21 protein-coding genes are annotated in these 23,136 nt (G+C 68.5%); 8 read left to right on the forward strand and 13 right to left on the reverse strand.

Annotation, left to right across the window (positions count from 1 at the left end; all coding sequences use genetic code 11):
• Positions 1-24: 24 nt before the first annotated feature.
• The 5 genes from AX709_RS09145 to AX709_RS09165 form a co-directional block, all read right to left on the reverse strand.
• Complete coding sequence (locus tag AX709_RS09145) at positions 25-393, reverse strand: YkvA family protein (protein ID WP_066549016.1); 369 nt, start codon at positions 391-393, stop codon at positions 25-27.
• Positions 394-461: 68 nt separating this feature from the next.
• Entirely contained in the window at positions 462-947 is a 486-nt protein-coding gene (locus AX709_RS09150; RefSeq protein WP_443026166.1) for a pyridoxamine 5'-phosphate oxidase family protein, read from the reverse strand.
• A 167-nt stretch (positions 948-1,114) separates the two neighbouring features.
• Positions 1,115-2,293, reverse strand: coding sequence for an acetyl-CoA C-acyltransferase (locus tag AX709_RS09155; protein ID WP_066480342.1), 1,179 nt, complete (start codon positions 2,291-2,293; stop codon positions 1,115-1,117).
• Between the two features lie 11 nt (positions 2,294-2,304).
• Positions 2,305-2,850: a carboxymuconolactone decarboxylase family protein gene (locus tag AX709_RS09160; RefSeq protein WP_066549019.1), complete on the reverse strand. Its 546-nt coding sequence runs from the start codon at positions 2,848-2,850 to the stop codon at positions 2,305-2,307.
• A gap of 13 nt (positions 2,851-2,863) precedes the next feature.
• Positions 2,864-3,349 (reverse strand): MaoC family dehydratase, encoded by a 486-nt coding sequence (locus tag AX709_RS09165; RefSeq protein WP_066549021.1) that lies wholly within the window; start codon positions 3,347-3,349, stop codon positions 2,864-2,866.
• A gap of 104 nt (positions 3,350-3,453) precedes the next feature.
• Here AX709_RS09165 and putA point away from each other — a divergent pair, with 104 nt between their 5' ends.
• On the forward strand, positions 3,454-6,564 hold the full coding sequence (gene putA, locus AX709_RS09170) for a bifunctional proline dehydrogenase/L-glutamate gamma-semialdehyde dehydrogenase PutA (protein ID WP_231727480.1): 3,111 nt from the start codon (positions 3,454-3,456) through the stop codon (positions 6,562-6,564).
• Between the two features lie 6 nt (positions 6,565-6,570).
• Here putA and AX709_RS09175 read toward each other — a convergent pair whose 3' ends face one another.
• The 3 genes from AX709_RS09175 to AX709_RS09185 all read right to left on the reverse strand — a co-directional run bounded on the left by AX709_RS09175 (position 6,571) and on the right by AX709_RS09185 (position 9,812).
• Positions 6,571-7,512: a phosphatase PAP2 family protein gene (locus AX709_RS09175; protein WP_066549026.1), complete on the reverse strand. Its 942-nt coding sequence runs from the start codon at positions 7,510-7,512 to the stop codon at positions 6,571-6,573.
• Positions 7,513-7,575: 63 nt separating this feature from the next.
• A complete protein-coding gene (locus tag AX709_RS09180) occupies positions 7,576-8,763 on the reverse strand; it encodes a mechanosensitive ion channel family protein (protein WP_066549029.1) in 1,188 nt (395 codons plus the stop codon).
• Positions 8,764-8,777: 14 nt separating this feature from the next.
• A complete protein-coding gene (locus AX709_RS09185; protein WP_231727477.1) occupies positions 8,778-9,812 on the reverse strand; it encodes a DNA topoisomerase IB in 1,035 nt (344 codons plus the stop codon).
• A 108-nt stretch (positions 9,813-9,920) separates the two neighbouring features.
• Between AX709_RS09185 and AX709_RS09190 the strand changes: the two genes are divergently transcribed.
• Positions 9,921-10,478, forward strand: coding sequence for a type 1 glutamine amidotransferase domain-containing protein (locus AX709_RS09190; RefSeq protein WP_066480352.1), 558 nt, complete (start codon positions 9,921-9,923; stop codon positions 10,476-10,478).
• A gap of 27 nt (positions 10,479-10,505) precedes the next feature.
• On the opposite strand, the gene AX709_RS09195 is transcribed toward AX709_RS09190, so the two are convergent.
• The 3 genes from AX709_RS09195 to AX709_RS09205 are packed head-to-tail and all read right to left on the reverse strand — an operon-like array spanning position 10,506 to position 13,118.
• Entirely contained in the window at positions 10,506-11,585 is a 1,080-nt protein-coding gene (locus tag AX709_RS09195) for an acyltransferase family protein (protein WP_066549031.1), read from the reverse strand.
• Entirely contained in the window at positions 11,582-12,934 is a 1,353-nt protein-coding gene (locus AX709_RS09200; RefSeq protein ID WP_066549034.1) for a putative O-glycosylation ligase, exosortase A system-associated, read from the reverse strand. The genes AX709_RS09195 and AX709_RS09200 overlap by 4 nt, the downstream gene beginning before the upstream one ends.
• The gene (locus AX709_RS09205) at positions 12,927-13,118 is read right to left on the reverse strand and encodes a hypothetical protein (protein ID WP_066549035.1); all 192 of its coding nucleotides are present in this window, start codon (positions 13,116-13,118) and stop codon (positions 12,927-12,929) included. The genes AX709_RS09200 and AX709_RS09205 overlap by 8 nt, the downstream gene beginning before the upstream one ends.
• Before the next feature lie 63 nt (positions 13,119-13,181).
• On the opposite strand from AX709_RS09205, the gene AX709_RS09210 reads away from it, so the two are divergent.
• Both AX709_RS09210 and AX709_RS09215 read left to right on the forward strand, forming a co-directional pair.
• Positions 13,182-14,423 (forward strand): TIGR04063 family PEP-CTERM/XrtA system glycosyltransferase, encoded by a 1,242-nt coding sequence (locus AX709_RS09210; RefSeq protein WP_066549036.1) that lies wholly within the window; start codon positions 13,182-13,184, stop codon positions 14,421-14,423.
• Positions 14,424-14,443: 20 nt separating this feature from the next.
• Positions 14,444-15,196: a hypothetical protein gene (locus tag AX709_RS09215; RefSeq protein ID WP_066549038.1), complete on the forward strand. Its 753-nt coding sequence runs from the start codon at positions 14,444-14,446 to the stop codon at positions 15,194-15,196.
• A gap of 3 nt (positions 15,197-15,199) precedes the next feature.
• On the opposite strand, the gene AX709_RS09220 is transcribed toward AX709_RS09215, so the two are convergent.
• Entirely contained in the window at positions 15,200-15,514 is a 315-nt protein-coding gene (locus AX709_RS09220; protein ID WP_066549040.1) for a hypothetical protein, read from the reverse strand.
• The gene (locus tag AX709_RS09225; protein ID WP_066480589.1) at positions 15,511-15,693 is read right to left on the reverse strand and encodes a hypothetical protein; all 183 of its coding nucleotides are present in this window, start codon (positions 15,691-15,693) and stop codon (positions 15,511-15,513) included. The genes AX709_RS09220 and AX709_RS09225 overlap by 4 nt, the downstream gene beginning before the upstream one ends.
• A gap of 117 nt (positions 15,694-15,810) precedes the next feature.
• Here AX709_RS09225 and AX709_RS09230 point away from each other — a divergent pair, with 117 nt between their 5' ends.
• The 4 genes from AX709_RS09230 (at position 15,811) to AX709_RS09245 (ending at position 22,990) form a co-directional block, all read left to right on the forward strand.
• Positions 15,811-16,410: a S24 family peptidase gene (locus tag AX709_RS09230; protein ID WP_231727478.1), complete on the forward strand. Its 600-nt coding sequence runs from the start codon at positions 15,811-15,813 to the stop codon at positions 16,408-16,410.
• 152 nt (positions 16,411-16,562) lie between these two features.
• Complete coding sequence (locus AX709_RS09235; RefSeq protein WP_066549044.1) at positions 16,563-16,775, forward strand: hypothetical protein; 213 nt, start codon at positions 16,563-16,565, stop codon at positions 16,773-16,775.
• Between the two features lie 75 nt (positions 16,776-16,850).
• Entirely contained in the window at positions 16,851-18,806 is a 1,956-nt protein-coding gene (locus AX709_RS09240; RefSeq protein ID WP_082731720.1) for an autotransporter assembly complex protein TamA, read from the forward strand.
• Positions 18,803-22,990 carry a translocation/assembly module TamB domain-containing protein gene (locus AX709_RS09245; RefSeq protein ID WP_331709711.1) on the forward strand — a complete coding sequence of 1,396 codons (4,188 nt, stop codon included), beginning with the start codon at positions 18,803-18,805 and terminating at the stop codon, positions 22,988-22,990. Before AX709_RS09240 ends, AX709_RS09245 begins: the two co-directional genes overlap by 4 nt.
• Positions 22,991-23,136: the final 146 nt, after the last annotated feature.

Below are 23,136 nucleotides of genomic sequence, written 5' to 3' on the forward strand. Positions count from 1 at the left end.
TTCGCGGACCGGCGCGGGCGGGATCTAGTCGTAGCGCGTGCGCACGAACGCATAGCCGGCCGCAATTGCCAGCGCCCATATCCCAAGCACGATCGCAATCCCCGCGCGGCTGACGGGTCGTGTCGACGCGCGTTCGGCCTCCGCGCGATGCTCGGCGAGCTGCGCGCGCGGAATCATGCGCTCGAACAGCCAGACGCCCAGCGGGATGATCACCGCCTCGTCGAGCAGGCCGAGCACCGGAATGAAATCGGGGATCAGGTCGATCGGCGAGAGGGCATAGGCAGCGATCAGCAGGCCGACCAGCTTCGCTGCAATCGGCGTGCGCGGATCGCGCGCGGCTAGCCACACCGCGTGCGCCTCGACCCGGATGCGATGTGCAAAGCTCGGCCCCATGGCCGACGCATTGCGCGCGCGCTCGCCGGGGTCAAGCGGCCGGGACGCATGGCCCCGGCCACGCCATCTCAAAGCGCGGTTTCGACGTGACGACCCGCTTCGCTCGGCTTGATCTTCATGCCCGTCAGCATCTTGAACTTGCCGGCCAGCGATTCATCGCCTTCCCAGATTTCGGCGTCGATCAGGTCAAAGCGCATCATGCGCAGCGCCGGGTCCTGGCGACCGCCGTCGAACCACGCCTCGACCATGTTCGACCAGTATTTGTCGATCACCGCCGGGTCGGTTTCCTGAGTCAGCGTGCCGTGAATGCACGCGAAGATCGTATGGTCCTTCGCGACGAACTGCGCCATCGCCGGGCCACCGGGCGCGATGCGGTTGTCGTGGCGGGTGTAGAACCAGAAAGCGCTGTCGGCGTCCGGATCGAGCTGCGCAGTCATCGGCTCGGCATGATCCTCGCTCGCCATCAGCTTGATCATCACGAACGGGCTCGACGCCATCTTCTTCCACATCCGCTCTGCGACCTCACTGGCATCGCCATTCTGCATCTGGTCCATCGTCATGCTCCTGTCGTTGGGGGGGACAGGAGGGCAACGATCAAAGCGCGCGGCGTATCCCAACGGCACGCCTGAAACGAAGAACCCCGACCGCATGGACGATCGGGGTTCCGTTGAATCGTGTCAGATCGTGCGGTGCCAGACAGCGACCGGCGATGCCGGTGGCGTTACAGCACCTCGAAAAGCCCCGCCGCGCCCATGCCGCCGCCGACGCACATCGTCACGACGACATATTTGGCGCCGCGGCGCTTGCCCTCGATCAGTGCGTGACCGGTCATCCGGGCGCCCGACATGCCATAGGGGTGGCCGATCGAGATCGCCCCGCCATCGACGTTGAGCAGGTCGTTCGGAATGCCCAGCTTGTCCTGGCAATAGAGCACCTGAACCGCAAACGCCTCGTTCAGCTCCCACAGGCCGATATCGTCCATCTTGAGGTTGAAGCGTTCGAGCAGCGCCGGGATCGCATAGACCGGGCCGATACCCATCTCGTCGGGCTTGGTGCCCGCCACTGCCATGCCGACATAGCGCCCCAGCGGGGTCAGGCCGCGCTGTTCGGCGAGCTTTTCCTCCATCAGCACCGCAGCCGAGCTGCCGTCGGACAGCTGGCTGGCATTGCCGGCGGTGATGAACGCGTCGGGTCCCATCACCGGCTGCAGGCCGTTCAGCCCGGCCAGCGTGGTTTCGGGACGATTGCCCTCGTCCTTGGTCACCGTGACTTCGTGGTGGGTGACCTCCTTGGTTTCCTTGTTGGTCATCGCCATCGTCGCGGTGACCGGGACAATCTCGTCATCGAACTTGCCCGCTGCCTGGGCGGCGGCGGTACGCTGCTGCGACTGGAGCGCATATTCGTCCTGGCGCTCGCGGCTGATGCCGTACCGCTTGGCGACGATTTCGGCGGTCTGCAGCATCGGCATGTAGATGTCGTTGTGCATCGCCAGCAGCTCGGGATCGGGCTGGACGCGCATCTGCGGCGTCTGGACCAGGCTGATCGATTCGACGCCGCCGCCGATGGTGATGTCCATGTTGTCGACGATGATCTGCTTGGCGGCGGTGGCGATCGCCATCAGGCCCGAAGCGCATTGGCGATCGAGCGACATGCCCGCGACCGAGATCGGCAGGCCCGATCGCAGCGCGGCGTTGCGGGCGATATTGCCGGCCTGCGTGCCCTGTTGCAGCGCCGCGCCGAACACGACGTCCTTCACCTCGCCGGGATCGATGCCGGCGCGTTCCACCGCCGCCTTGATCGAATGGCTGGCGAGCGTGGGGGCGGGCAGATTGTTGAACCCGCCACGATAGGCGCGCCCGATCGGGGTGCGGGCAGTGGAAACGATGACGGCTGAACGCATGGTGATTCTCCTTAGGCAGCGGGGAAGCGAACGGCAGTCGCCTCGAGGGGAAGGTCGAGCGCACCGCAGATCAGCGCCACGCCATGATAAAAGCCAACAAGCTGGATGATTTCGATCACTTGTGCTTCGTCGAATACCGCGCGCGCCGCCTCCCATTCGGCATCGGTGAGCTTTTTGTGGTCCAGCAGCGCATCCACGGTGGCGATCAACACCTGCTCGTCCGCCGGCCATGCGGGATCGGTGGCGTCGCCATGGACCGTCGCGAAAGTCTGTTCCGGCGTCAGGCCCACATGCGCGGCGAAACCGGCGATATGCACGCCCCACTCATATTCGCATCCACAGCGTGCGGTCGTCCGGTCGATCACGATCTCACGCGCGCGCATCGACAACGGGGAATTGCGGTCGAGCAGCGAGCCGCCGCCGAACTTCTCCCACGCCCGCGCATGCTTTGCGAGCGTCGTGAACAGGACCAGCGGCTCGGCGCCGCGCATGAGCACCTTCATCCGCGCGTCGAACTCCGGCGGGTACGGGCGTTGCAGCGGTTCGACGCGGCTCATGCGGGGCGCTCCGTCATACGAAAATCTGGCTGATCCATTCGGCGATCAGCGCGGGCTTGTCTTCGCCTTCGATCTCGACCGTCACTTCATTCATCTGCTGCCATTGTCCGGGGCGCTTTTCTTCCAGAGAAACGAGCTTGAAATGGCCGCGCACGCGCTTGCCCGATCGGACGGGCGACAGGAATCGCACCTTGTCGCTGCCATAGTTGACGCCCATCCGCACGCCGGCGATCGCCGGCTGGTCGGTCGTCTGGCTCATCTGCGACAGCAGCGAAAGCGTCAGGAAACCATGCGCGATCGTGCCGCCGAACGGCGTCTGCGCGGCGCGGACGGGGTCGACATGGATGAACTGGTGATCGCCGGTCGCATCCGCAAACTTGTCGATCATCGCCTGGTCGACGGTAATCCAGTCGGAAACCCGCAGGCTGCCGATCCGCGCGCCAAGCTGCTCGATCGTGATCGTCTCCACGGCATTCCCCTCGCGGCGCTTTCGTTCCATAGCGCTCGCGAACGCAAATAGGCGGTCAGGGGCCAGTCCCGCAAGCCCGCCCAACCGGAAACAGGAAAATGTCGGAAGTCGTACCGTCATCCACCCGCAATTCCATGGCACAGCTGCATCGGGCGAGCGAACCCGACGTTCTAAAACCGCTGATCGACCGCGCGCGGCTGACGCATGATTCGCGTGAGCGGGTGATCGATCACGCCGGCGGGCTGATCGCCGATCTGCGCGCGGCGCAGAATCGCGGCTGGGTGAACCAGTTTCTGCAGGAATATCGCCTCAATTCGTCCGAGGGCGTCGCGCTGCTCAGCCTGGCCGAGGCGTTCCTGCGCGTGCCCGACCCCGAAACCGCCGACCTGCTGATCGCCGACAAGCTGGGCGACGCAGACTGGCGCGCGCACGCGGGCAAGTCGAACAGCGCGCTGGTCAATTCCGCCACCTGGGGTCTGGTCGTCGGCCGCGCGCTGGTGGGCGAGGGCGAGGCGGGGCCGTTGAAGCGCCTGCTCAGTCGCGCGGGCGAGCCGTTCGTCCGCCAGGCGGTCGGTGCCGCGATGAAAATGATGGGCGAGGTCTTCGTGATGGGCCGCACCATCGACGAGGCGATGCGCCGCATGAAGAAGCCCGAACATGCCGGCTTCACCGCCAGCTTCGACATGCTGGGTGAGGCGGCACGGACGAAGGCAGACGCCGAACGCTATTTCGAATCCTATTTCCGCGCGATCCGCGCGGTCGGCGGCGACCCGCGCGCCGGGCATTCGGTGTCGGTCAAGCTGTCGGCGCTTCACCCGCGCTACGAGGTTGCCAACTGGGATCGCTGCGTCCCCGAACTCGCCGACATGCTGGCGCAGCTGGCGTCGGAAAGTGCGGCGCAGGGCATCGCGCTGACCGTCGATGCCGAGGAGAGCGAGCGGCTGGCGATGAGCCTGGAGATCATCGGCCATGTCGCGCGCCGTCCCGAACTCAGGGGCTGGGATGGTTATGGCATGGCGGTCCAGGCCTATGGCAAGCGCGCACGGGCGGTGATCGACTGGGCCAACGGCCTGGGCCGGGTGATGAACGTGCGGCTGGTCAAGGGTGCCTATTGGGACAGCGAGATCAAGAAGACCCAGGTCGAAGGCTTGAGCGACTATCCGCTGTTCACGCGCAAGGCGGCGACCGACGTCTCCTACCTCGCCTGCGCGCGCGACATGCTCGACGCGCCGAACATCGCGCCCGCGTTCGCGAGCCACAATGCGCTGACGGTCGCCACGATCATCGAATGGGCGGGCAATGCGCGCGATTTCGAGTTTCAGCGGCTGCACGGCATGGGCGAGGGCCTGTATGAGCGGCTGGTGCGCGAGCATGGCTATAAATGCCGCATCTATGCCCCGGTCGGCGGGCACCGCGACCTGCTCGCCTATCTCGTCCGGCGGCTGCTGGAAAATGGCGCGAACTCGAGCTTCGTCCACCAGCTCGCGGATGCGGGGCTGAGCGACACGGAACTGCTCGCCGATCCGGTCGAGAAGATCGTTGCGGTGGGTGCATCGCGGCACCCGAGCATTCCCCTGCCGCGCGACCTGTATGGCGATTGGCGCAACAGCGAAGGCGTGGACCTGGCCGAGCGCGACGTGCTGGCGAAGGTGGCGAGCGAGATTGCCGCTAATCCCCTGACCTTCAGGGGAGGGGATGGGGGTAGGGCCGTGCCGCAAGCACCGCGCGGGGTGGATGGTTCCCACCCCAACGCCTCCCCTGAGCCGCAGGCGAGCGAAGCTCAACGGGAGGGGCTAGCGCAGTCATCCTCCACTCCGTCCGTGTCGAGCGAAGTCGAGACACGTTCCCCCGCCGGCGCAGGTTTCTCGACTTCGCTCGAAACGAACGGGGTCGGAAACGCAATTGGGTGCGCCAACGCTGCTTTCCCCGCCTGGTCCGCCACCCCGCTGGACACCCGCGCCGCGATCCTCGAACGCTATGCCGACCTGATCGAGGCGAACCGCACCGAACTCATGGCGCTGTGCGTCCATGAAGCGTTCAAGACGATCCCCGACGCGCTGGGCGAGATTCGCGAGGCGGCCGATTTCTGCCGCTATTATGCCCTGCAGGCGCGCCGTCGCCTCGCCCCGCTGACGCTCCCCGGGCCGACGGGCGAGCGCAACGTGCTGCGCATGGAGGGGCGCGGGGTGTGGGCGACGATCGCGCCGTGGAACTTCCCCCTGGCCATCTTCACCGGCCAGAACACCGCCGCGCTGGTCGCGGGCAACACGGTCGTCGCCAAACCCGCACCGCAGACGCCGCGCATCGCCGCGCGTGCGGTCGAGCTGGCGCACCAGGCCGGCGTGCCGCGCGATGCGCTGGTGCTATTGCCAGGCGGGGCGGAAGCCGGCGCGGCGCTGGTCGCCGACCATCGTGTGGCTGGGGTCGCCTTCACTGGGTCGACCGCCACCGCCAAGCGCATCGCGCGCAGCCTGCTCGCCGACGATGACCGGCCGATCGTGCCGCTGATCGCGGAGACCGGCGGCATCAACGCGATGATCGTCGATTCGACCGCGCTGCCCGAACAGGTGGTTCAGGACGTCATCACCTCGGCCTTCCGCTCCGCGGGTCAGCGTTGTTCGGCGCTGCGCCTCCTCGTTCTTCAAGAGGAAGTGGCCGAGCCGATTATCGAGATGCTGCGCGGCGCGATGGAGCTTCTGGTGGTCGGCGATCCGGGTGATCCGCGCACCGATGTCGGCCCGGTCATCGACCGGGCGGCCTATGACCGGCTGATGGCCTATCGTGAGCAACGCAAGCGTGAGTGGCTGAAGACCGTGCCGGTGCCCGGCGAAGGGCATTTCGTGCCGCCGACGCTGATCCGGCTGCACGCGATCGAGGATCTGACCGCCGAGTGGTTCGGGCCGCTGCTGCATGTCGCCACCTGGCCGGCGGGCGAGCTGACCCGCACGATCGATCGGGTCAACGCCAAGGGCTTCGGCCTGACCATGGGCCTGCACAGCCGCATCGCGCGGTCGGCCGAGATTGCGGAGGCGCGCGCGGAAGTCGGCAACCTCTATATCAACCGGTCGATGATCGGGGCGGTGGTCGGTGTCCAGCCGTTCGGGGGCGAGGGGCTGTCGGGCACCGGGCCAAAGGCGGGCGGCCCCAATTACCTGCCGCGTTTCTGTGCCGAGCGTGCGGTGTCGGTCGACACGACCAGCGCGGGCGGCAATGCGTCGCTGCTCAGCCTCGACGAGGGCGGCTGAGCCGCGTCAGGCCGGACGGGGGACGGCCATGGCGGGTGCGGCCTGTCCGCCCGCGCGGACGGTGGTCAGCCGCTTGACCGCCGCGATCGTCACCACCGCGACCGCAAGGCCGGCCAGCACGTCGACCAGATAATGGGCCCCGTTCGTCAGCGCGGAGAACGCCATCAGCAGGTTGAGCACGAGCAGCGGAGCCCGCAGCAGCCGTGAGTCCCACGCCGCCCACGCGCACAACGCCGCGATGCCGGCGTGGATCGAGGGGAAGGTGACGATGCCGGCGGTGTTGTCGGCGGACAGCACGAAATCGGGGGCGCCGCGCAACGCGTGGAAGGTTTCCAGGAAGAAAAAGCCGAACCAGCTGTCGACATGCTGCAGCCGGCGCGGATCGAAGCCATGGCCTTCATAGGCCCCGAGTGCGGGAAAGAAGGTGCCGATCGCGGTCGCGATCGCACATAGCAGGACATAGCCGAGCACGAAGCGATAGGCGCGCGCGCGATGCCCCAGCAGCGCGAGCAGCATCGGCAGGAACAGCAGCTGGAAGCCGAAGGAGGAATAGGCATAGGTCAACAGCCGCGCAAGCATCGGCAGTCTGTCGACCGCGATGACCGTCGCCACCCAGTCGAAGCCGATGGCGCGATCCGCCGCGATCAGCGTCGCGTCCGCCAGCGGAAAGGCCAGCCGCATCGCGGCGAAGGAAAGGACCACCACCGGGAGCCCCATGATCAGCGTCAGCGCGCCGCATTCGAGTGCGGTGCAAAGCCGCGCCATGCCGCGCCAGCGGCTATAGGGGAGAAAGAGCGCGAGGACCGCGGCCAGGATCATTGGCGCCCGGAAGGACAGCAGGTCGACGCGAAAGCCGGTCAGTATCGGCGCGGCGATCATTACCGCCAGCGCCACGATCGCGCTCAGCAATGTCGCCTGGCGGCAGCGCCGAAGTTCCGCGTCGTCCATGCTGTCCCGCCCGCCGATCCGTGGGCAGGGTCTAGGCGCGCTATGGTAAACGCCGGGTGAAGATCACGCGCCCTCGGCGCTGATGTCCTTGACCGGCTGAACGCTCGCATAGGGGAGCACCATCGTCCCGTCGGGCGCCGCGGTGAAGGTCGTCTGCGTGGGATAGGCGAAGTCGAGCCCTTCGTCGTTGAACCGGCGCAGGATGGCCAGCCCGATCGCCGAGCGCGCGGCATAGAAACTGTCGAAGTCCGCGCCGGGTGTATCGAACTCAAGCTCGAAGTCGAGGCTCGATGCGCCGAACCCGACAAAGCCGGCGCGCACGAACACCCCACCCTCCGCCTCGACAACTTCGCGCAGCAGGCCCGGAACGGCCGCACAGCGATCCGCCGGGGTCTGGTAGATCAGGCCAAGCGTCCATTTCTGGCGGCGATGGGTGCGTAGCGTGTTGTTGCCGATCTGCTTGTCGAGCAGGTTCTTGTTGGCGATCACCACTTCCTCGCCGGTCAGTGCGCGGATGCGGGTCGATTTCAGGCCGATCGCCTCGATCGAGCCGCTCGTGGTGTCCAGCGTGACCGCATCGCCGCGCCGGAACGGCTTGTCGAAGATGATCGACAGCGCCGCGAACAGGTCGGCGAAGATGCCCTGCGCGGCAAGGCCGATCGCGATGCCGCCGACACCCAGACCCGCGACGAGGCCGGTCACGTTGACCCCCAGATTGTCGAGCACGACGATCAGCGCGATCGCGAACAGCGCCACCGTCACCAGCAGCCGGATGATCCCGATCGCGCTGGCCAGCGATTCGTGCGTGTAGGTCTCGCTCTCCGTCCTGCGCTCGATCACGCCAAGGATCAGCTCGCGTGCCCAGATCGCCGCCTGGAACACCGCGGCGACGGTGAACAGGAAATCGATCGTGCGCGCGACCGCGTCGGGGGCATAGGCATAGCCCGAGACGATCTTTGCGGCGACCATGACGATGAAGAAGCGCCCGGTCCGCGACACGACGCGTCCCAGCACCTTGCCCCAGCCGAGCATCTTCTGGTCGCGCTCGCAATAGCGTCGCGCCCAGCCGCGAACGACCAATAGCGCCACGACGATCAGCGAAGCGATGCCGACCGCGATCAGGATCTGGAGCCAGTGGGATTCGAGCCAGGTGACACTGTCGACCACGAGGCGCTCGGCGCTGGTGCGTAGCCGTTCGGGATTGATGGGGGTGGAAGTCGTCGCGGCGGCGGCCGCGTTCGTCTGGGTCATGCGTTATCGGTCTTTCAGGCAGCCTTGGCGGAAAGCTGCGGATCGTCGGCCCTCAACAGCGCGATCAGGCCACGTTCCGCCCGCTCCAGATAGCGCGTTTGGCGCGGCAGGCGAAGCAGCGGCTCGGGCAGCGGCGCAACGCCGCGACAGGCGTCGATCAGCCGGGGGTGGACATAGGATTTGCGCGCCACCGCCGGCGTGTTGCCCAGCGCGGCGACGACCGGCTCCAGCAGCGCCTTGAGCGGCAGCCGTCCGCCAGCCTGAACAAGCGCGTGGAAGGCGATGACGCTCGCCCCCCAGGTGCGGAAATGCTTGGCGCTGAACGCTTCGCCCATCGCCGCACGGATATAGTCGTTGACGTCGCTCGACGTAACCGGGCGCGCCTCGCCCGCCGCGTCGATCCAGCGGAACAGATGCTGGCCGGGCAGGTCCTGGACCCGCTTGACGAACCGGCTGAGCGATCGGTCGGTCAGCGTCACCACGCACAGCCGCCCCGACTTTGCCCGATATTGGAGCCGTAGCGTATGGCCTTTGAGTGCGGCGTGGCGCTTGCGCAGTGTCGTCGCGCCGTAACTCTTGTTGGCGCGCGCATAGCCTTCGTTGCCGATGCGCACCCGGCCCAGATCGAGCAGCCGGACGACCGCGGCGATGGCGCGTTCGCGGCTCAGCGCCCGGCCGTTCAAATCCGCTTCGACCTGTGCGCGCAGGCGGGGCAGCCGCTCGCCGAAACTCGCGCAGCGGTCGAACTTGGCGGCCTCCTGCGCCGCGCGGAAATCGGGGTGATAGCGATATTGCTTGCGGCCCTTTTCATCGAAGCCGGTGGCCTGGATATGGCCGCGCGGATCGGGGCAGAACCATGCGCGCTGATAGGCGGGCGGCAGTGCGACCGCGTTCAGTCGGTCGATTTCATCACGGTCGGTGATGCGCGCGCCCCGCGCGTCCCAATAGCCCCATTTGCCGCGGACCAGGCGCCGAGTGATGCCCGGCGCGCCGTCGTCGACGAAAACGAGCCGATCGATCGCTACGGAGATGTCAGGTTCGTTGGCCACCGGTCGGAATAATGTCCCACCACGTCGTTCGTTCCGGAACACTGCGGCGCGGTGGCGGGTTCGCATTGCAGACACTGACCGACCTTTCAGTGCACAGGAGAATGAACGATGACCGACTTGTCCCATGTCCATGTCTTGATGCTCGCCACCAATGGCTTCGAGCAATCCGAACTGTTCGACCCGCGCCAGGCGCTGCTCGATGCCGGTGCCCGCGTCACGCTGGCCTCGATCGATACCGACCCGATCAAGGGGGTCGTGAACGATGACACGCCCGCCCGCGAAATCACCCCCGACCTGACCTTTGATCAGGTCGACATCGACGATTACGACGCACTCGTCCTGCCCGGCGGCGTCGCCAACCCCGACCGGCTGCGGATGGAAGATCGCGCGGTCGAAATCGTCGAGGCATTCTTCCAGGATGAAAAGCCGGTGGCCGCGATCTGCCATGCGCCCTGGTTGCTGGTCGAGGCCGATGTGGTCGAGGGGCGTCGCGTGACGAGCTGGCCGTCGCTGCGTACCGATCTCGCCAATGCCGGCGCAAATGTCGTCGACGCGGAAGTGGTGGTGGACGGCCAGCTGATCACCAGCCGGAAGCCCGACGACATTCCCGCGTTCAATCGCGCCATCATCGAGATGCTGGCCAAGGTGAGCGCGGAGCCGGCCTGACCGCGCGCAATCCGCCGGCGGCGGCGCTCAGGGCACGGTTGCGCTGCCCTGTCGCTGCTGCCGGCGCCATCTCACGCGGTTGATCGCGCGCTGCGCGGGCAGCTCGACGCAGCGATAAAGCAGGATCGACCCGGCGAGCAGCAGGACAAGGTAGAGGCCGATCTGCACGGGCGGGACATGGCTCGCATCGCGGACCAGCGCGAGCTTGAACGCGATCCAGATCAGGGCGTGGCCGAGATAGGTCGCGTAGCTGATCTCACCGAGAAAATGCAGTACCCGGCCCTCCAGGGGATGACCCGCACCACCGGCGCTCAGCGCGAGCGCCAGCAAGAGCGCGGCGAAGCCGAGCGGAACGCCGAGCGGCTCGGGCAGCGCGATCACCGCGGCGAAACCCAGCAAAATGGCCGGCCAGAGCGCATTTCGCGAGGCGGCGTGCCAGCGGTGCCAAAGCGCGCCGACGAGGGTGCCGATCACGAACTCGACGAGGCAGCGCACCAGTCCGGTGTGCGCGATGTCCTGGCCGAGGGTCGGATGCCCCAGCGCCGCGAAAAAGCGCCACAGGCATATGCCGAGCAGGACGATCACGCCGCACAGCAGCCAGCTTGGCCACCGTCGCCAGTCCACCAAAAGGCAGAGCGGTACGAACAGCAGATAGGCGGCCGCCTCGGTGCTGATCGACCAAGAAGGCACATTCCAGCCAAGATCGTCGGTGAAACCCCAATTATGCACCAGCATGACATGCAGCGGCAGTTCGGCGACGACGAATTCGCCGGGCAATGCGCGACCCGTCAACGCGAGCAGCGCCGCCAGCATCACCGCAAAGCCGAGCATGAACAGGTGCAGCGGCCAGATCCGCGCGACGCGGCGCTGAAGGAACTCCCCGGCGACACGCCAGCCGCGTGCATGGAAGCGCTCGTGCCAGCTCAGCCAGATCACGAAGCCGGAGAGCAGGAAGAAGAAATCGACCGCCAGATAGCCCTTGGCCAGCCACGCGACGATCGTGGGCGGCAGGCCGGCGATCGACAGGCGCAGGTGATAGAGCACCACCAGCCAGGCGGCGATACCGCGCGCACTGGTCAGCGCGCGCAGGTCGACGCGCCCGGTCATGTCGCGGCGGCGGTGCGGCGCTGGATCATCGGGCGAAATCCCGCCGCGCGCCGGATGCGGCCCAGATAGGTGTCGAGGCCGATCTGCGCGCCGACCAGCATCAGCATGAAGGGCTGGAACGCGATGCCGACGAACGACGCGCCGAGCAGGTAGATGAGCTGGCCGTGCTGGAGCGCGGTGGCGAGCGGGGCGATCCAGGCCTGTTCGGCCGGGGCATCGCGATAGCGCCGGCGCAGCACCTCCATGCGCCACAGCCCGCCCAGCTGGATCGTCAGCCACAGCGCCAGGCCGATGTAGCCCTGTTCGCCCAGCATCTCGAAATAGGCGCTGTGATAGGCGCGCGCCGCGTCGACCTCCAGATCGCGGGCGACCGCGACGTTGTTGCCCTCGCCCTCGACGCGCACCTTGTCATAGCGGATCCGGTTCTGGCGATAGGCCTCGAACCCGCCGCCCAGCGGGTGTTCGCGCGCATAGTCGATCGTCCACTGCCACACCGCGATGCGGGTCGAGGCGCTGGCGTCGGCCTGATAGGTGCCGATCGTCGAGACGCGCTGGGTGAAGGCGGCGGGGAGGAAGGGCACCGCGATAAGCCCCAGGACCATGACGCCCGCCAGATAGGCGGCGCGGCGACGTACATCGCGCAGCATCAGCGCGGCGAGCAGTGCGATGCACAGCACGCCGGTCCGGGTCGAGGTGCCGATCGGGATCAGCAGGCAGGCAAAGGTCAGCGCAAAGCTGAACCAGCGGGTGCGCCGGTCGGCGGGGATGATCGTGCCGAAGCGGCCGAGCCACAGCACCAGTGGCACGATCGCGATTGCGACGGTCGAGATCGTCGATCCCTCGTACAACCCGGCATTGTTGGCGACCATCAGGTTGAGCGCGCCATAGCCCCCGCCCGACGCCAAGGTCTTGATGCCGCCGACGATGACGATCGACGACGCCGACAGGACCATGAACAGCAGCAGCGCCTCGATCCGCAGCCGGGTGCGCAAGGTCAGCGGCAGGAAGATGGCGAAGGCCAGCGCCTTCCACACCCAGTCCCATTTGTCGGCCGCCTCGATCGGGAAATCGGCGTTGCGCGTCGTGTACCAGCAATAGGCGAGCAGCATCGCCATCACCAGCTGGCGCGGGGCGACACGCGTGTCGCGTTTGTCGTCGAACGCCGCCCATGCCGCGACCGCCAGCCCCGCCGCGATCAGCGAGATCGGGATCGAATTGAGCAACAGGTAGGTCAGCCGCTGCGGCGCGACGATGTCGATATAGACATAGGCGAGCACGAACAGGAACGGTCGCCGGAACCCCGCGCCGAAGATCAACGCCAGGAACAGCAGGAAGAAATAGTCACGCATCGCGGATTTCCGGGCGGGTTTCCGGACCGGCTTCCGGGCGCGCGCGCCGGCGCCACCCGCCCGGTGCCGCGCGGGCACCGCGTCCGCCCGCAGCCTCGCGATCCAGGTCCGGCCGGCGCAGCAGCAGCCACGCCGCCAGCAACATCAGGCCGTGGCTGACCGCGAGCGAGAAATTGTCGATCATGGCCCCGTTTAGGCCGGGTCGAGTTATCGCGGCGTTAAACACTGGCATGGCAGGGAACCGGCCATGCGCATCCTGCACGTGCTCGACCACAGCCTGCCGCTGCACAGCGGCTATACCTTCCGCACCCGCGCGATCCTGAAGGCATCGCAGGGCCGCGGCTGGGATGTGGCGGGCGTCACCGGGCCGCGCCAGGGCGACATGCGGGTCAGCGAGGAAACGATCGACGGCCTGCGCTTCTTCCGCACGCCGGCGCCCAATCCCGCGCCGACGCCGCTCGGCGAATGGCGGGAGATCGACGGCTTTGCCCGCCGGATCGTCGATGTCGCGCGCGCGTGGCGAGCGGACGTGCTGCATGCGCATTCGCCGGTGCTGAACGCGCTCGCCGCGTTGCGCGCGGCACGGACGCTGCGCGTGCCGCTCGTCTACGAAATCCGGGCGTTCTGGGAGGACGCAGCCGTCGGCAACGGCACCGGGCGTGAGGGCTCGGCGCGGTATCGCCTGACCCGCTGGGCCGAAGGCTGGGCGGTGCGTCGGGCCGACGCCGTGGCCGTCATCTGCGAGGGGCTGAAGCGCGACCTCGTCGCGCGCGGCGTGGACGGTCGCAAGATCATCGTTTCGCCCAACGGGGTCGACCTGCATCTGTTCGGCGCGCCGCCGCCGCCCGATGCCGCGCTAATCGCCGAGCTGGGTCTGGAGGGCGCGGAGACGATCGGCTTCATCGGCAGCTTCTATCCCTATGAGGGGCTCGACGACCTGATCGCGGCGATGCCCGCACTGGTCGCCCGCCGCCCCGGCGCGCGGCTGATCCTGGTCGGCGGCGGCCCGCAGGAGGCCGAGCTGCGCGCCCAGGCGGCGGCGTCGGCCGCGGCCGCGCACATTCATTTCATCGGTCGCGTGCCGCATGATCAGGTCGACCGCTATTACAGCGTCATCGATATCCTGGCCTATCCGCGCAAGCGGATGCGGCTGACCGACCTGGTGACCCCGCTCAAGCCGCTCGAAGCGATGGCGCAGTGCCGCCTGGTGGCGGCGTCCGATGTCGGCGGTCATCGCGAATTGATTCGCGACGGCGACACCGGGACGCTGTTCGCGCCGGACGATCCGATGGCCATCGCAACGGCGCTTGCCGATTTGCTGGCGGATCGGCCGTGCTGGGATGCGCGTCGCGCGCGCGCGCGCAAGTTCGTCGAACGCGAGCGTAACTGGTCGTCAAATATTTCGCGTTATCAACCGGTCTATCAAGGGCTCGTCGAAGCCGCCGAAACGGGTGTGTCATGGTCGCGTTTACCGTTCCAGCCAGGTTGAATCAGTCCTTTGTCCCGATAATGGCCGTTGCCGCCGCGACGATCGCGGCGGCATGCGTCGCCAGCGTGCCGGCCGCGCGCGTGGAGGCGATGGTGGGTATGTCGGGACTGTCCGCGCTCGTCCCCGCCGCGGCGCCGCCGCTCGGGCTGATGGCGCGCATGGCATTGATGTTCGCAGCTGCATGGATCGCCGCCGGGCTCGTCTGGGCGCTTGTGCGCGGCTGGGCGTTGCTGCGTCCCCGGCACCCGGGACTGGCGGGACTGCTTGCCGCGCCGCCCAAGCTGCTCGGTCGGGTCGATCCGCCCGCGCGCGAGCCGGTGTTGGCGACGCGCGACCTGGGGACGCCATTTCTGGAGGTGCGCGCGCCGGTGATCGCCACGCGACCGATGCCGCTCGAACCGTTGCCCGACGACGCCAACCCGTTCGGCGACGATGAAATGCCGCTTCCCAGCGACCTCGAAACGCCGCTGATCGCCTATGCGAAGGGAACGCGACCGGCCAAACGGTCAGCGGATCGCGTCCGTATCGCGACCTTCGAACTGCCGCCTGCACCCGCTCCGGTCGCGCCCGAATATCGGGACGAGCCGCCGATCACGACGCCGGAAACCGAAGCGACCATTCACGCGCTGCTCGCCCGGCTGGAACAGGGCGTGGCCCGGCGCGGACGGCCGCCCTATCGCCCCGCGACCGCTCCGGCATCGTCGCGGCCGCGCGATCGCGGCAATCTTGAGGCGACACTGGCGTCCTTGCGTCGGATGGCCGCCCAGCACTGATCGTCAGCGATCCTCGACGGTCAGCGCCTCGAGGTCGAAAATCACCTTCTCCGCGTCGCGCTTTGCCCCGGCGACGTGCAGGTCGGCGACCAGATGCCCGCGAATCGGCAGTTCGGCTTCCGCCAGCCCGGCCAGCCAGCCGTCGAGCCGCGCTGACGCAGCGGCGGTGAAGCCAAGCTCATGGCGCGCGCCGGTGAAGGTGGCGCTCGCCCAGCGCGTCCAGTCGTGGCGGGTGGGCTCGATCTGCACCCCGTTGCGTTCCGCGTTGGCCAGGATCGCGCGGGCCAGCGCCGTGCCGATATCCGGTCCCCGGCTCATTGCGGTGCCCCTTCGTCCTGCGCGGCCAGAAAGGCCTCGATCCGCCGAATCATCGCCGGTCCGGGCTCGCGCCCGCGCCGCATGTCGAGCACCAGCCTCGGGTCGCGGGCGACCAGCCGGCCAAATCGGGTCGGGGGTGTCGCGGTCCGGGTCAGATACCGCTCGATCCTGTGCAACATCTTGCGAAGCCTTTCCTCGTCGATTCGCTCAATGTTCTTGTCCTGTTCCGCCATTTCCAACTTGTCTAGGAAATTTCCTACGAGTATGGTGCCAATATGAATGCAGCCGATCCGCGTATGGCCCTTACCCGCCTCGCCGCCGAACGGGGTGAAAGCCTCGCCGCGCTGTCGCGGCTGATCGGACGTAATGCTGCCTATCTCCAGCAGTTCGTGCAGCGGGGCAGCCCACGCCGGCTGGCGGAGGAGGATCGTCGCACGCTTTCGCGCTATCTGGGTGTCGCCGACGCCGTGCTCGGCGGGCGTGCCGCGCCCGAACTGGCGGCGGTGCCGCGCCTCGATGTCGCGGCATCGGCGGGTCCCGGCGAGGTCGTGGATGGCGAGGGCGCAACCGGGTCCATGCGCTTCGATGCTGCGTTCCTGCGGATGCTGGGCGTCCGGGCGGGGGCGGCGTCGGTCATCCGGGTGCATGGCGATTCGATGCTGCCGACGCTCGCCGACGGGGACGAGATTCTCGTCGATCGCGGGGATGTCCGGCTGATGCGGACGGCGCGGCTGATGGTCGTCCGGCTGGACGAGGGGCTGGCGGTCAAGCGGGTCCGGCGCACGCGATCGGGCGTCGAGATCGCCAGCGACAATCCCGCTTATCCGCCACGCGAACTCGATCCCGCGCTGGTCGATCCGGTCGGCCGGGTGGTCTGGCTGAGCCGCCGTCTTTGATGCCCCGCCGGCGTCCCGCGCGTCTCCGCGCGGGACGCCGGCGTGCCGTCGCGGGACGAAATGACCGGCCCATTTCGCGCCCTTTACCATCGTGATCCGCGATGCGCGCGGCGATCGACATTGTGGCATGAAGCGTGTAGCGGCGCGCGACGATGCGTGCTTACCCCTATCTCACCGATTCGAGCGAGGTCGCGCTCGCCAATGAACTCATTGCGCTCTACGGCGAGGGTGCGTTCGAGGAAGCCACCCTACGCGCGGATCGCAGCCGTGACATCGGCAATCACCTGCATTTCTGCCGCTGGCGCCAGATCGGTCGGCTGATCGATCTGATGGCGGACGAACGGGTCATCGGCCCGGTTCATTGATCGATCCGTCGCGGTGCGCACGGTGCCCTACGGTTAGCGATTGTCCCCGGCCGCCGCTTGCGGCTAGGACGCGTCATGTCGTGGCGCGCGTGGCCCAACATTCTGTGCCTGATCGTCGCCGGCGTCACCACCATCGTTCCGGTGGGATCCGTGCGCGCGCAGACATCCGCGCCGCCCGCCGATGCCGAGCCAGAGGGGCTGGACCCGACTTCGCCGATGGCGCCGCTGCCGGAACTCGGCGTCGATTGGCCCGATCTGACGCCGGGCGCGGAAGACGCCCAGGCTGACGCTTCGGCGGGCCAGTTTCGCGACATCCGCTATGATTACAAGCTCGCGGGGCTCGACGGGATCGCCGATCCGCTGTTCCTGCAGCGTTTCGAGGAAAGCTCGACGCTGCGCGCGGGACAAGACGCCCCCGCCAATGGCGCACAGCTCGACCGCCGCGCGCGCGAGGATGCCGAGCTGGTCGTCGAGCTGCTGCGCGCTAAGGGCTTCTACGCGGCACGCGTCGACACGGGCGTCGAACGCGCCGGCGACCGGCTCACCGTCACGCTGACCGCCATGCCCGGGCCGGTGTTCCGGGTGAGCGCGGTCGACCTGGCCGGGATTGACCAGGCGGGGCCGCGCGCAGCCGAGCTGCGCCGCGCCTTTTCGGTTAATCCCGAAGATCCGCTCGATGCCGACAAGGTGGCGGCGGCAGAGGCGCGATTGCGCGCTGAGGCGGGGGAGCAGGGTTTTCCCTTTGCACGGATCGGCGACCCGGTCCTGACCGTCGATCACGCGACCAACACCGCGCGCGTCGAGCTTGACGTCGCCACGGGCAATGCGCGCCGCTTCGGCCGCATCCTCACGCCGCCCAACCGCGTCTTTGATGCCGATCATATCGCCGACATCGCACGCTTCGATACAGGCGACCTTTATGACGTGCGCGCGGTCGACGACCTGCAGCGCGCGATCGTCCAGACCGGGCTCGTGTCGTCGGTGCGGGTCACGCCGGTGCCGGGCGAACAACCCGACGTGGTCGACCTGTCGGTCGTGCTGGAGCGCGCGCCGCCGCGCACCATCGCGGGCGAGCTCGGCTATGGCACCGGCGAAGGCGCGCGCTCCGAAATCAGCTGGACCCACCGCAACCTGTTCCCCCCCGAAGGCGCGCTGTCGCTGCGCGCGGTGGCGGGCACCCAGGAACAGCTGGGCTCGGTCGTGTTCCGCCGCAACAATTTCCACGGGCGCGACCGCGTCCTGACCGCACAGCTCGTCGCCGCGCATCTCGAGCGCGATGCGTTCGAGGCGGACACCCTGCTCCTGTCGGCCTCGCTGGAACGACAGACCAACATCTTCTTCCAGAAGACCTGGGCCTGGTCGATCGGTGCCGAGCTGGCGGCATCGGACGAGCGCGACGTCATCCTCGCCACCGGCGAGCCGCGCCGCCGCGTCTTCTTCATCGCCGCCGCACCGACGACGTTGACCTATGACGGCTCGGACGACCTGCTCAACCCGACCCGCGGCTTTCGCATCGGTACGCGCGTCTCGCCCGAATTTTCACTGAGCGGAAAGGCATTCGGCTATGCCCGCGTCCAGTTCGACGTGAGCGGCTATTACCCGGTGAGCGACGCGGTGGTGCTGGCCGGCCGGGTGCGACTGGGAACGATCGGGGGCGCGCCGCGCGACGCGATCGCACCGTCCCGGCGTTTCTATGCCGGCGGCGGTGCATCGGTGCGCGGCTACGGCTTTCAGGATATCGGTCCGCGCGACCTCAACAATGATCCGATCGGCGGCCGCAGCCTGACCGAATTCGCGCTCGAGGGCCGGATCAAGGCGTTCGGCAATTTCGGGATCGTGCCGTTTCTCGACGGTGGCAACATCTACACGTCGGCACTTCCCGGCTTTTCGCGCTTCCAATATGGTGCGGGGGTCGGCGCGCGATATTATTCGAGCTTCGGCCCGATCCGCGTCGACGTCGGCACGCCGATCAACCCGCAACCCGGCGATCCGCGGGTCGCGGTCTATGTCTCGCTGGGACAGGCGTTTTGAGCGCGGAAACCGATGACGTCGCGGCCGGCGACGACATGGCGGGCGGGTCGGCGATCCGACCACGCCGTCGCGGGTGGCGGCTGATCGCGGGCCTGTTGCTTGCGATCGTGGCGATCGGCACGGCGGCGCTCCTGTTGCTCGACACCGCGCCGGGACATCGGCTGATCGCCGACCGCATCGCCGCCCTGCGCCCGGGCAACGGCATCACCTACCGGATCGGCCGGATCGACGGTTCGATCTATGGGCGCGCGCGCCTGATCGACGTGCGGATCTATGATCCCAAGGGGCTGGTGCTGCGCGTATCGCGGGCGGATCTCGACTGGAACCCCTTTGCCTGGACGCGCAACCGGCTCGAAATCCGTTCGCTCGTGGCGCCGCAGGCGCTGCTCGTCCGCCTGCCGGAGCCGCGCGCGACGGGGCGACAGGGGCCGATCCTGCCCGGGTTCGACATCGGCATCGGGATGCTGCGGATCGACCGATTGGTCTTCGGCCCACGGATCGGCGGGGTTCAGCGGACCGGCCGGCTGGCCGGGCGGGCGGACATCCGTTCGGGTCGTGCGCTGGTGCGCCTGGACCTCGACGTCGCGGGGAGCGATGTCGTGCGGCTGATGCTCGATGCCGAGCCGGACCGCGACCGGTTCGATCTCGACCTCGCCGCGCGCGGCGGCGCGCGCGGCGTGCTCGCGGGGCTGACCGGCATCTCGCGCCCGCTGATGCTGCGTATCGCCGGCGACGGGCGCTGGCGGGGGTGGCAGGGGCGCGCGATCGCCCGCGCCGGCGACCTTTCGCTCGCCGACCTGCGCCTGACCAACCGCGCCGGCGACTATCGCCTGGTCGGCACCGCCAACCCGTCGCCCTTGCTGAAGGGCAAGCTGCAGCGGCTGACCGCACCGGCGCTGCGCATCGACGCCGGCGCGACACTCGCGCGCCGTCGCCTCGACGGGCGGCTTTCGGTGCGGAGCGGTGCGTTGCGCCTCGACGCGACCGGCATCGTCGATCTCGGACAGGCGGCGTTCCGCAATCTCCGCCTGACGGCCACCCTCCTGCGCTCGCGGGCGCTGTTCCCCAACATGACCGGACGCGCCATCGAACTGCGCACGGTGATCGACGGCCCGTTCCGGACCGCGAGCTTCGATTACCGCATCACCGCCGAACGCCTCGCCTTCGACCGCACCGGGTTCGAGCGCGTGCGCGCGGGCGGGCGCGTGCGCTTCTCGCCCGCCCCGGTGACGGTGCCCCTGCGCTTTACCGCCGCGCGTGTGACCGGCGTCGGCAATGTCACCGGCGGCATCCTGCGCAACCTGAGCGTCGAGGGCCCATTGCAGGTGACCGCGCGCAGCGTGACCGGCAGCCGGCTGCGTCTCCGCTCGGACAAGATCGACGGGCGGATCAACCTGATCCTCGACCTGCGCACCGGCGCGTATGAGGTCGGTATCGACGGCGCGATCAATCGCCTGTTGATCCCCGGGCTTGGCGTGGTCGAGGTCCAATCGCGGCTGACCGTCGTGCCCGCGCCCAGCGACCGGCGCCGCGCGCGGCTGGTCGGCATGGGCACGGCGCGCGTAGTGCGGCTCGACAATGCGTTCTTCCGGTCGCTGACGCGCGGTCTGCCGGGTGTCGTTACCGGGCTGGAGCGCGGGCCCGACGGCATCCTGTACCTGCGCAACCTGCGGCTGACTTCGCCCGGCCTGACGCTCGCCGGCAACGGCTATCGTCGTCGCGACGGCAGCTTTCATATCGAGGCGACCGGCAATCAGGTTCAGTACGGCCCGGTGACGCTGCTGCTCGATGGCCGGATCGAGCGTCCGACGCTGCGCCTGCGCTTCGCCCGGCCCAATCAGGCGATGGGGCTGCGCGACGTGATCGCCGATCTCGACCCCACGCCCGAGGGCTATGTGTTCCAGGCGCGCGGGACCTCGCGCCTGGGCGCGTTTACCGGCAACGGCGCGATCCTTCTGCCGCGCGGCGGGACCGCGATGGTCGAGATCGCGCGGCTCGACGTCAGCGGCACGCGCGCGAGCGGACGGCTTGCGATCGTCCCGGGCGGTTTCGACGGCGCGATCGCCTTTGTCGGCGGCGGCTGGAGCGGCGACCTGCGGCTCGTGCCGGAGGACGGCATGCAGCGGATCGGCGGCGAGGTGCGCGCGGCCGATGCGCGGCTCGCCGATGTCGTCACCATCGGTCGCGGTGACGGCCGGTTCAGCCTGCTGCTCGATCCCGCAGGCGCACGCCTCGACGCGCGCTGGCGCGCCGCCGCGCTTCAGCAGGGCGCACTGTCGCTCGCGAGCGTGAGCGGGACGGCGCAGCTGACCGGCGGCGTGGGTACCCTGAAAGCGACGCTGGCGGGCAGCCGCAACCGCAATTTCCGCATCGAGGTCGATGCCGATCTGTCGCCCGATCTCTATACCGTGCGCGCGCAGGGCATGGTCGATCGCCGTCGCATCGCGCTGACCGATCCGGCGGTGATCCGCCGCGATGGGGATGGCTGGCGGCTCGCGCCGACGACGCTCGCCTTTGCAAGCGGCGAGGCACGGCTGTCGGGACGGATCGGCGAGGGCGAAAATGCGATCGACGCCACACTGCGCCGGATGCCGATGGCGGTGCTCGACCTCGCCTATCCGGGGCTGGGGCTGGGCGGCGAGGCGTCGGGCACGCTCAGCTATGTGCACCGCCCCGGCGGCGCGCCGAGCGGCCGGGCGGACCTGAAGGTGCGCGGGCTCAGCCGGTCGGGGCTCGTGCTCTCCTCACAGCCGGTCGATGTCGGTATTGCGGCGGCATTGACGCCGGGCAGTGCGGCGCTGCGCGCGATCGTCGCGAGCGGCGGGCGCACCGTAGGGCGCGCGCAGCTGCGTATCGCGCCGCTGGGTGACGGCACGCTTGCACGCCGCCTGCTCGACGCGCCGCTGTTCGCGCAGCTGCGCTATGACGGCCCGGCCGATACCTTGTGGCGGCTGACGCGGATCGAGCTGTTCGACCTGACCGGGCCGGTTGCGATCGGCGCGGACGTGAGCGGCCGGCTGTCCGATCCCATCATTCGCGGTTCGCTGCGCACCGAGGATGCGCGGATCGAAAGCAGCGTCACCGGCACCGCGGTGACCGACATCAAGGCGGCGGGCCGCTTCAACGGATCGCGCCTGGTGATCGACCGCTTCGCCGGCGGCGACGGGCGCGGCGGCACGCTGACCGGGCGCGGCAGCTTCGATCTGGCCGCGGTGCGCGGCTTTGGCATCGACCTGACCGTCGACGCGACGCGCGCGCGGCTGATCGACCGGGACGAGATCGCGGCGACGGCGACCGGCACGATCACCTTCCGCTCGGACGGGTCGGGCGGGGTGATCGGCGGCGATGTCCGGCTCGATTCGGCGCGCTATCGCCTCGGGCGCGCGGCGCTGGCCACCCCGTTGCCGCGCCTGAATGTGCGCGAGATCAACCTGCCCTTTGGCGAGGATGTCGAACGGACGCCGGCGCGTCCCTGGCAGTTCGACCTGCGCGCGCGCGCCGCCAGCGGGGTGACCGTCAACGGACTGGGGCTCGACAGCGAATGGTCGGCGGATGTCCGCATCCAGGGCCAGCCGACCAATCCCGCGATCACCGGCCGCGCCGACCTCATCCGCGGCGACTACCAGTTTTCGGGGCGTCAGTTCGAGCTCGATCGCGGGATCATCCAGTTCGACGGCAGCGTCCCGGTCAACCCCGCGCTCGACATTTCCGCCATCGCCAACTCCCAGGGGCTGAACGCACAGATCCGCGTGCGCGGCAATGCACTCAAGCCCCAGATCGGCTTTACCAGCACCCCCGCGCTGCCCGAGGACGAGCTGCTCTCGCGCCTCTTGTTCGGCACCTCGATCACCAACCTGTCGGCGCCCGAAGCCGTTCAGCTCGCCGCCGCCGTCGCGGCACTGCAAAGCGACAATGCCGGGCTCGATCCGATCAATGCGGTACGGCGCGCGACCGGGCTAGACCGGCTGCGCATCCTGCCCGCCGATCCCCAGACCGGGGCGGCGACGTCGGTCGCGGCGGGCAAATATCTGACGCGGCGGACCTATGTGGAGATCATCACCGACGGCCAGGGCTATTCCGCCACGCGCGCCGAGTTCCAGGTGACGCGCTGGCTGTCGCTGCTTTCCTCCATCTCGACGATCGGCAGGCAGAGCGTCAACGTGCGGGTATCGCGGGATTATTGAGGGGACACCAAACATACGTCGCCCCGGCGCAGGCCGGGGCCTCAGGCCAGTGGCGCGCAACATTGGTGAGAGGCCCCGGCCTCCGCCGGGGCGACGTGTGGAACTCTGTCAGGCTCCCAACCGCTCATCCTGAGTAGCCATTGAGC

The sequence above is a fragment of the Sphingomonas sp. CCH15-F11 genome (genome assembly GCF_001557005.1).
In the GTDB taxonomy this organism is placed as follows: Bacteria; Pseudomonadota; Alphaproteobacteria; order Sphingomonadales; family Sphingomonadaceae; genus Sphingomonas.

What these genes read in the sequence shown, in the direction of transcription:
- AX709_RS09150 (WP_443026166.1), bottom strand. Translation starts at nt 947, where the DNA reads ATGGACCAGATGCAGAATGGCGATGCCAGTGAGGTCGCAGAGCGGATG.
- AX709_RS09165 (WP_066549021.1), bottom strand. Translation starts at nt 3,349, where the DNA reads ATGGAACGAAAGCGCCGCGAGGGGAATGCCGTGGAGACGATCACGATC.
- AX709_RS09180 (WP_066549029.1), bottom strand. Translation starts at nt 8,763, where the DNA reads ATGACCCAGACGAACGCGGCCGCCGCCGCGACGACTTCCACCCCCATC.
- AX709_RS09235 (WP_066549044.1), top strand. Translation starts at nt 16,563, where the DNA reads ATGCGTGCTTACCCCTATCTCACCGATTCGAGCGAGGTCGCGCTCGCC.
- AX709_RS09220 (WP_066549040.1), bottom strand. Translation starts at nt 15,514, where the DNA reads ATGAGCCGGGGACCGGATATCGGCACGGCGCTGGCCCGCGCGATCCTG.
- AX709_RS09145 (WP_066549016.1), bottom strand. Translation starts at nt 393, where the DNA reads ATGGGGCCGAGCTTTGCACATCGCATCCGGGTCGAGGCGCACGCGGTG.
- AX709_RS09205 (WP_066549035.1), bottom strand. Translation starts at nt 13,118, where the DNA reads ATGATCGACAATTTCTCGCTCGCGGTCAGCCACGGCCTGATGTTGCTG.
- AX709_RS09195 (WP_066549031.1), bottom strand. Translation starts at nt 11,585, where the DNA reads ATGACCGGGCGCGTCGACCTGCGCGCGCTGACCAGTGCGCGCGGTATC.
- AX709_RS09225 (WP_066480589.1), bottom strand. Translation starts at nt 15,693, where the DNA reads ATGTTGCACAGGATCGAGCGGTATCTGACCCGGACCGCGACACCCCCG.
- AX709_RS09190 (WP_066480352.1), top strand. Translation starts at nt 9,921, where the DNA reads ATGACCGACTTGTCCCATGTCCATGTCTTGATGCTCGCCACCAATGGC.
- AX709_RS09240 (WP_082731720.1), top strand. Translation starts at nt 16,851, where the DNA reads ATGTCGTGGCGCGCGTGGCCCAACATTCTGTGCCTGATCGTCGCCGGC.
- AX709_RS09210 (WP_066549036.1), top strand. Translation starts at nt 13,182, where the DNA reads ATGCGCATCCTGCACGTGCTCGACCACAGCCTGCCGCTGCACAGCGGC.
- AX709_RS09200 (WP_066549034.1), bottom strand. Translation starts at nt 12,934, where the DNA reads ATGCGTGACTATTTCTTCCTGCTGTTCCTGGCGTTGATCTTCGGCGCG.
- AX709_RS09175 (WP_066549026.1), bottom strand. Translation starts at nt 7,512, where the DNA reads ATGGACGACGCGGAACTTCGGCGCTGCCGCCAGGCGACATTGCTGAGC.
- AX709_RS09160 (WP_066549019.1), bottom strand. Translation starts at nt 2,850, where the DNA reads ATGAGCCGCGTCGAACCGCTGCAACGCCCGTACCCGCCGGAGTTCGAC.
- AX709_RS09230 (WP_231727478.1), top strand. Translation starts at nt 15,811, where the DNA reads ATGGCCCTTACCCGCCTCGCCGCCGAACGGGGTGAAAGCCTCGCCGCG.
- putA (WP_231727480.1), top strand. Translation starts at nt 3,454, where the DNA reads ATGGCACAGCTGCATCGGGCGAGCGAACCCGACGTTCTAAAACCGCTG.
- AX709_RS09215 (WP_066549038.1), top strand. Translation starts at nt 14,444, where the DNA reads ATGGCCGTTGCCGCCGCGACGATCGCGGCGGCATGCGTCGCCAGCGTG.
- AX709_RS09155 (WP_066480342.1), bottom strand. Translation starts at nt 2,293, where the DNA reads ATGCGTTCAGCCGTCATCGTTTCCACTGCCCGCACCCCGATCGGGCGC.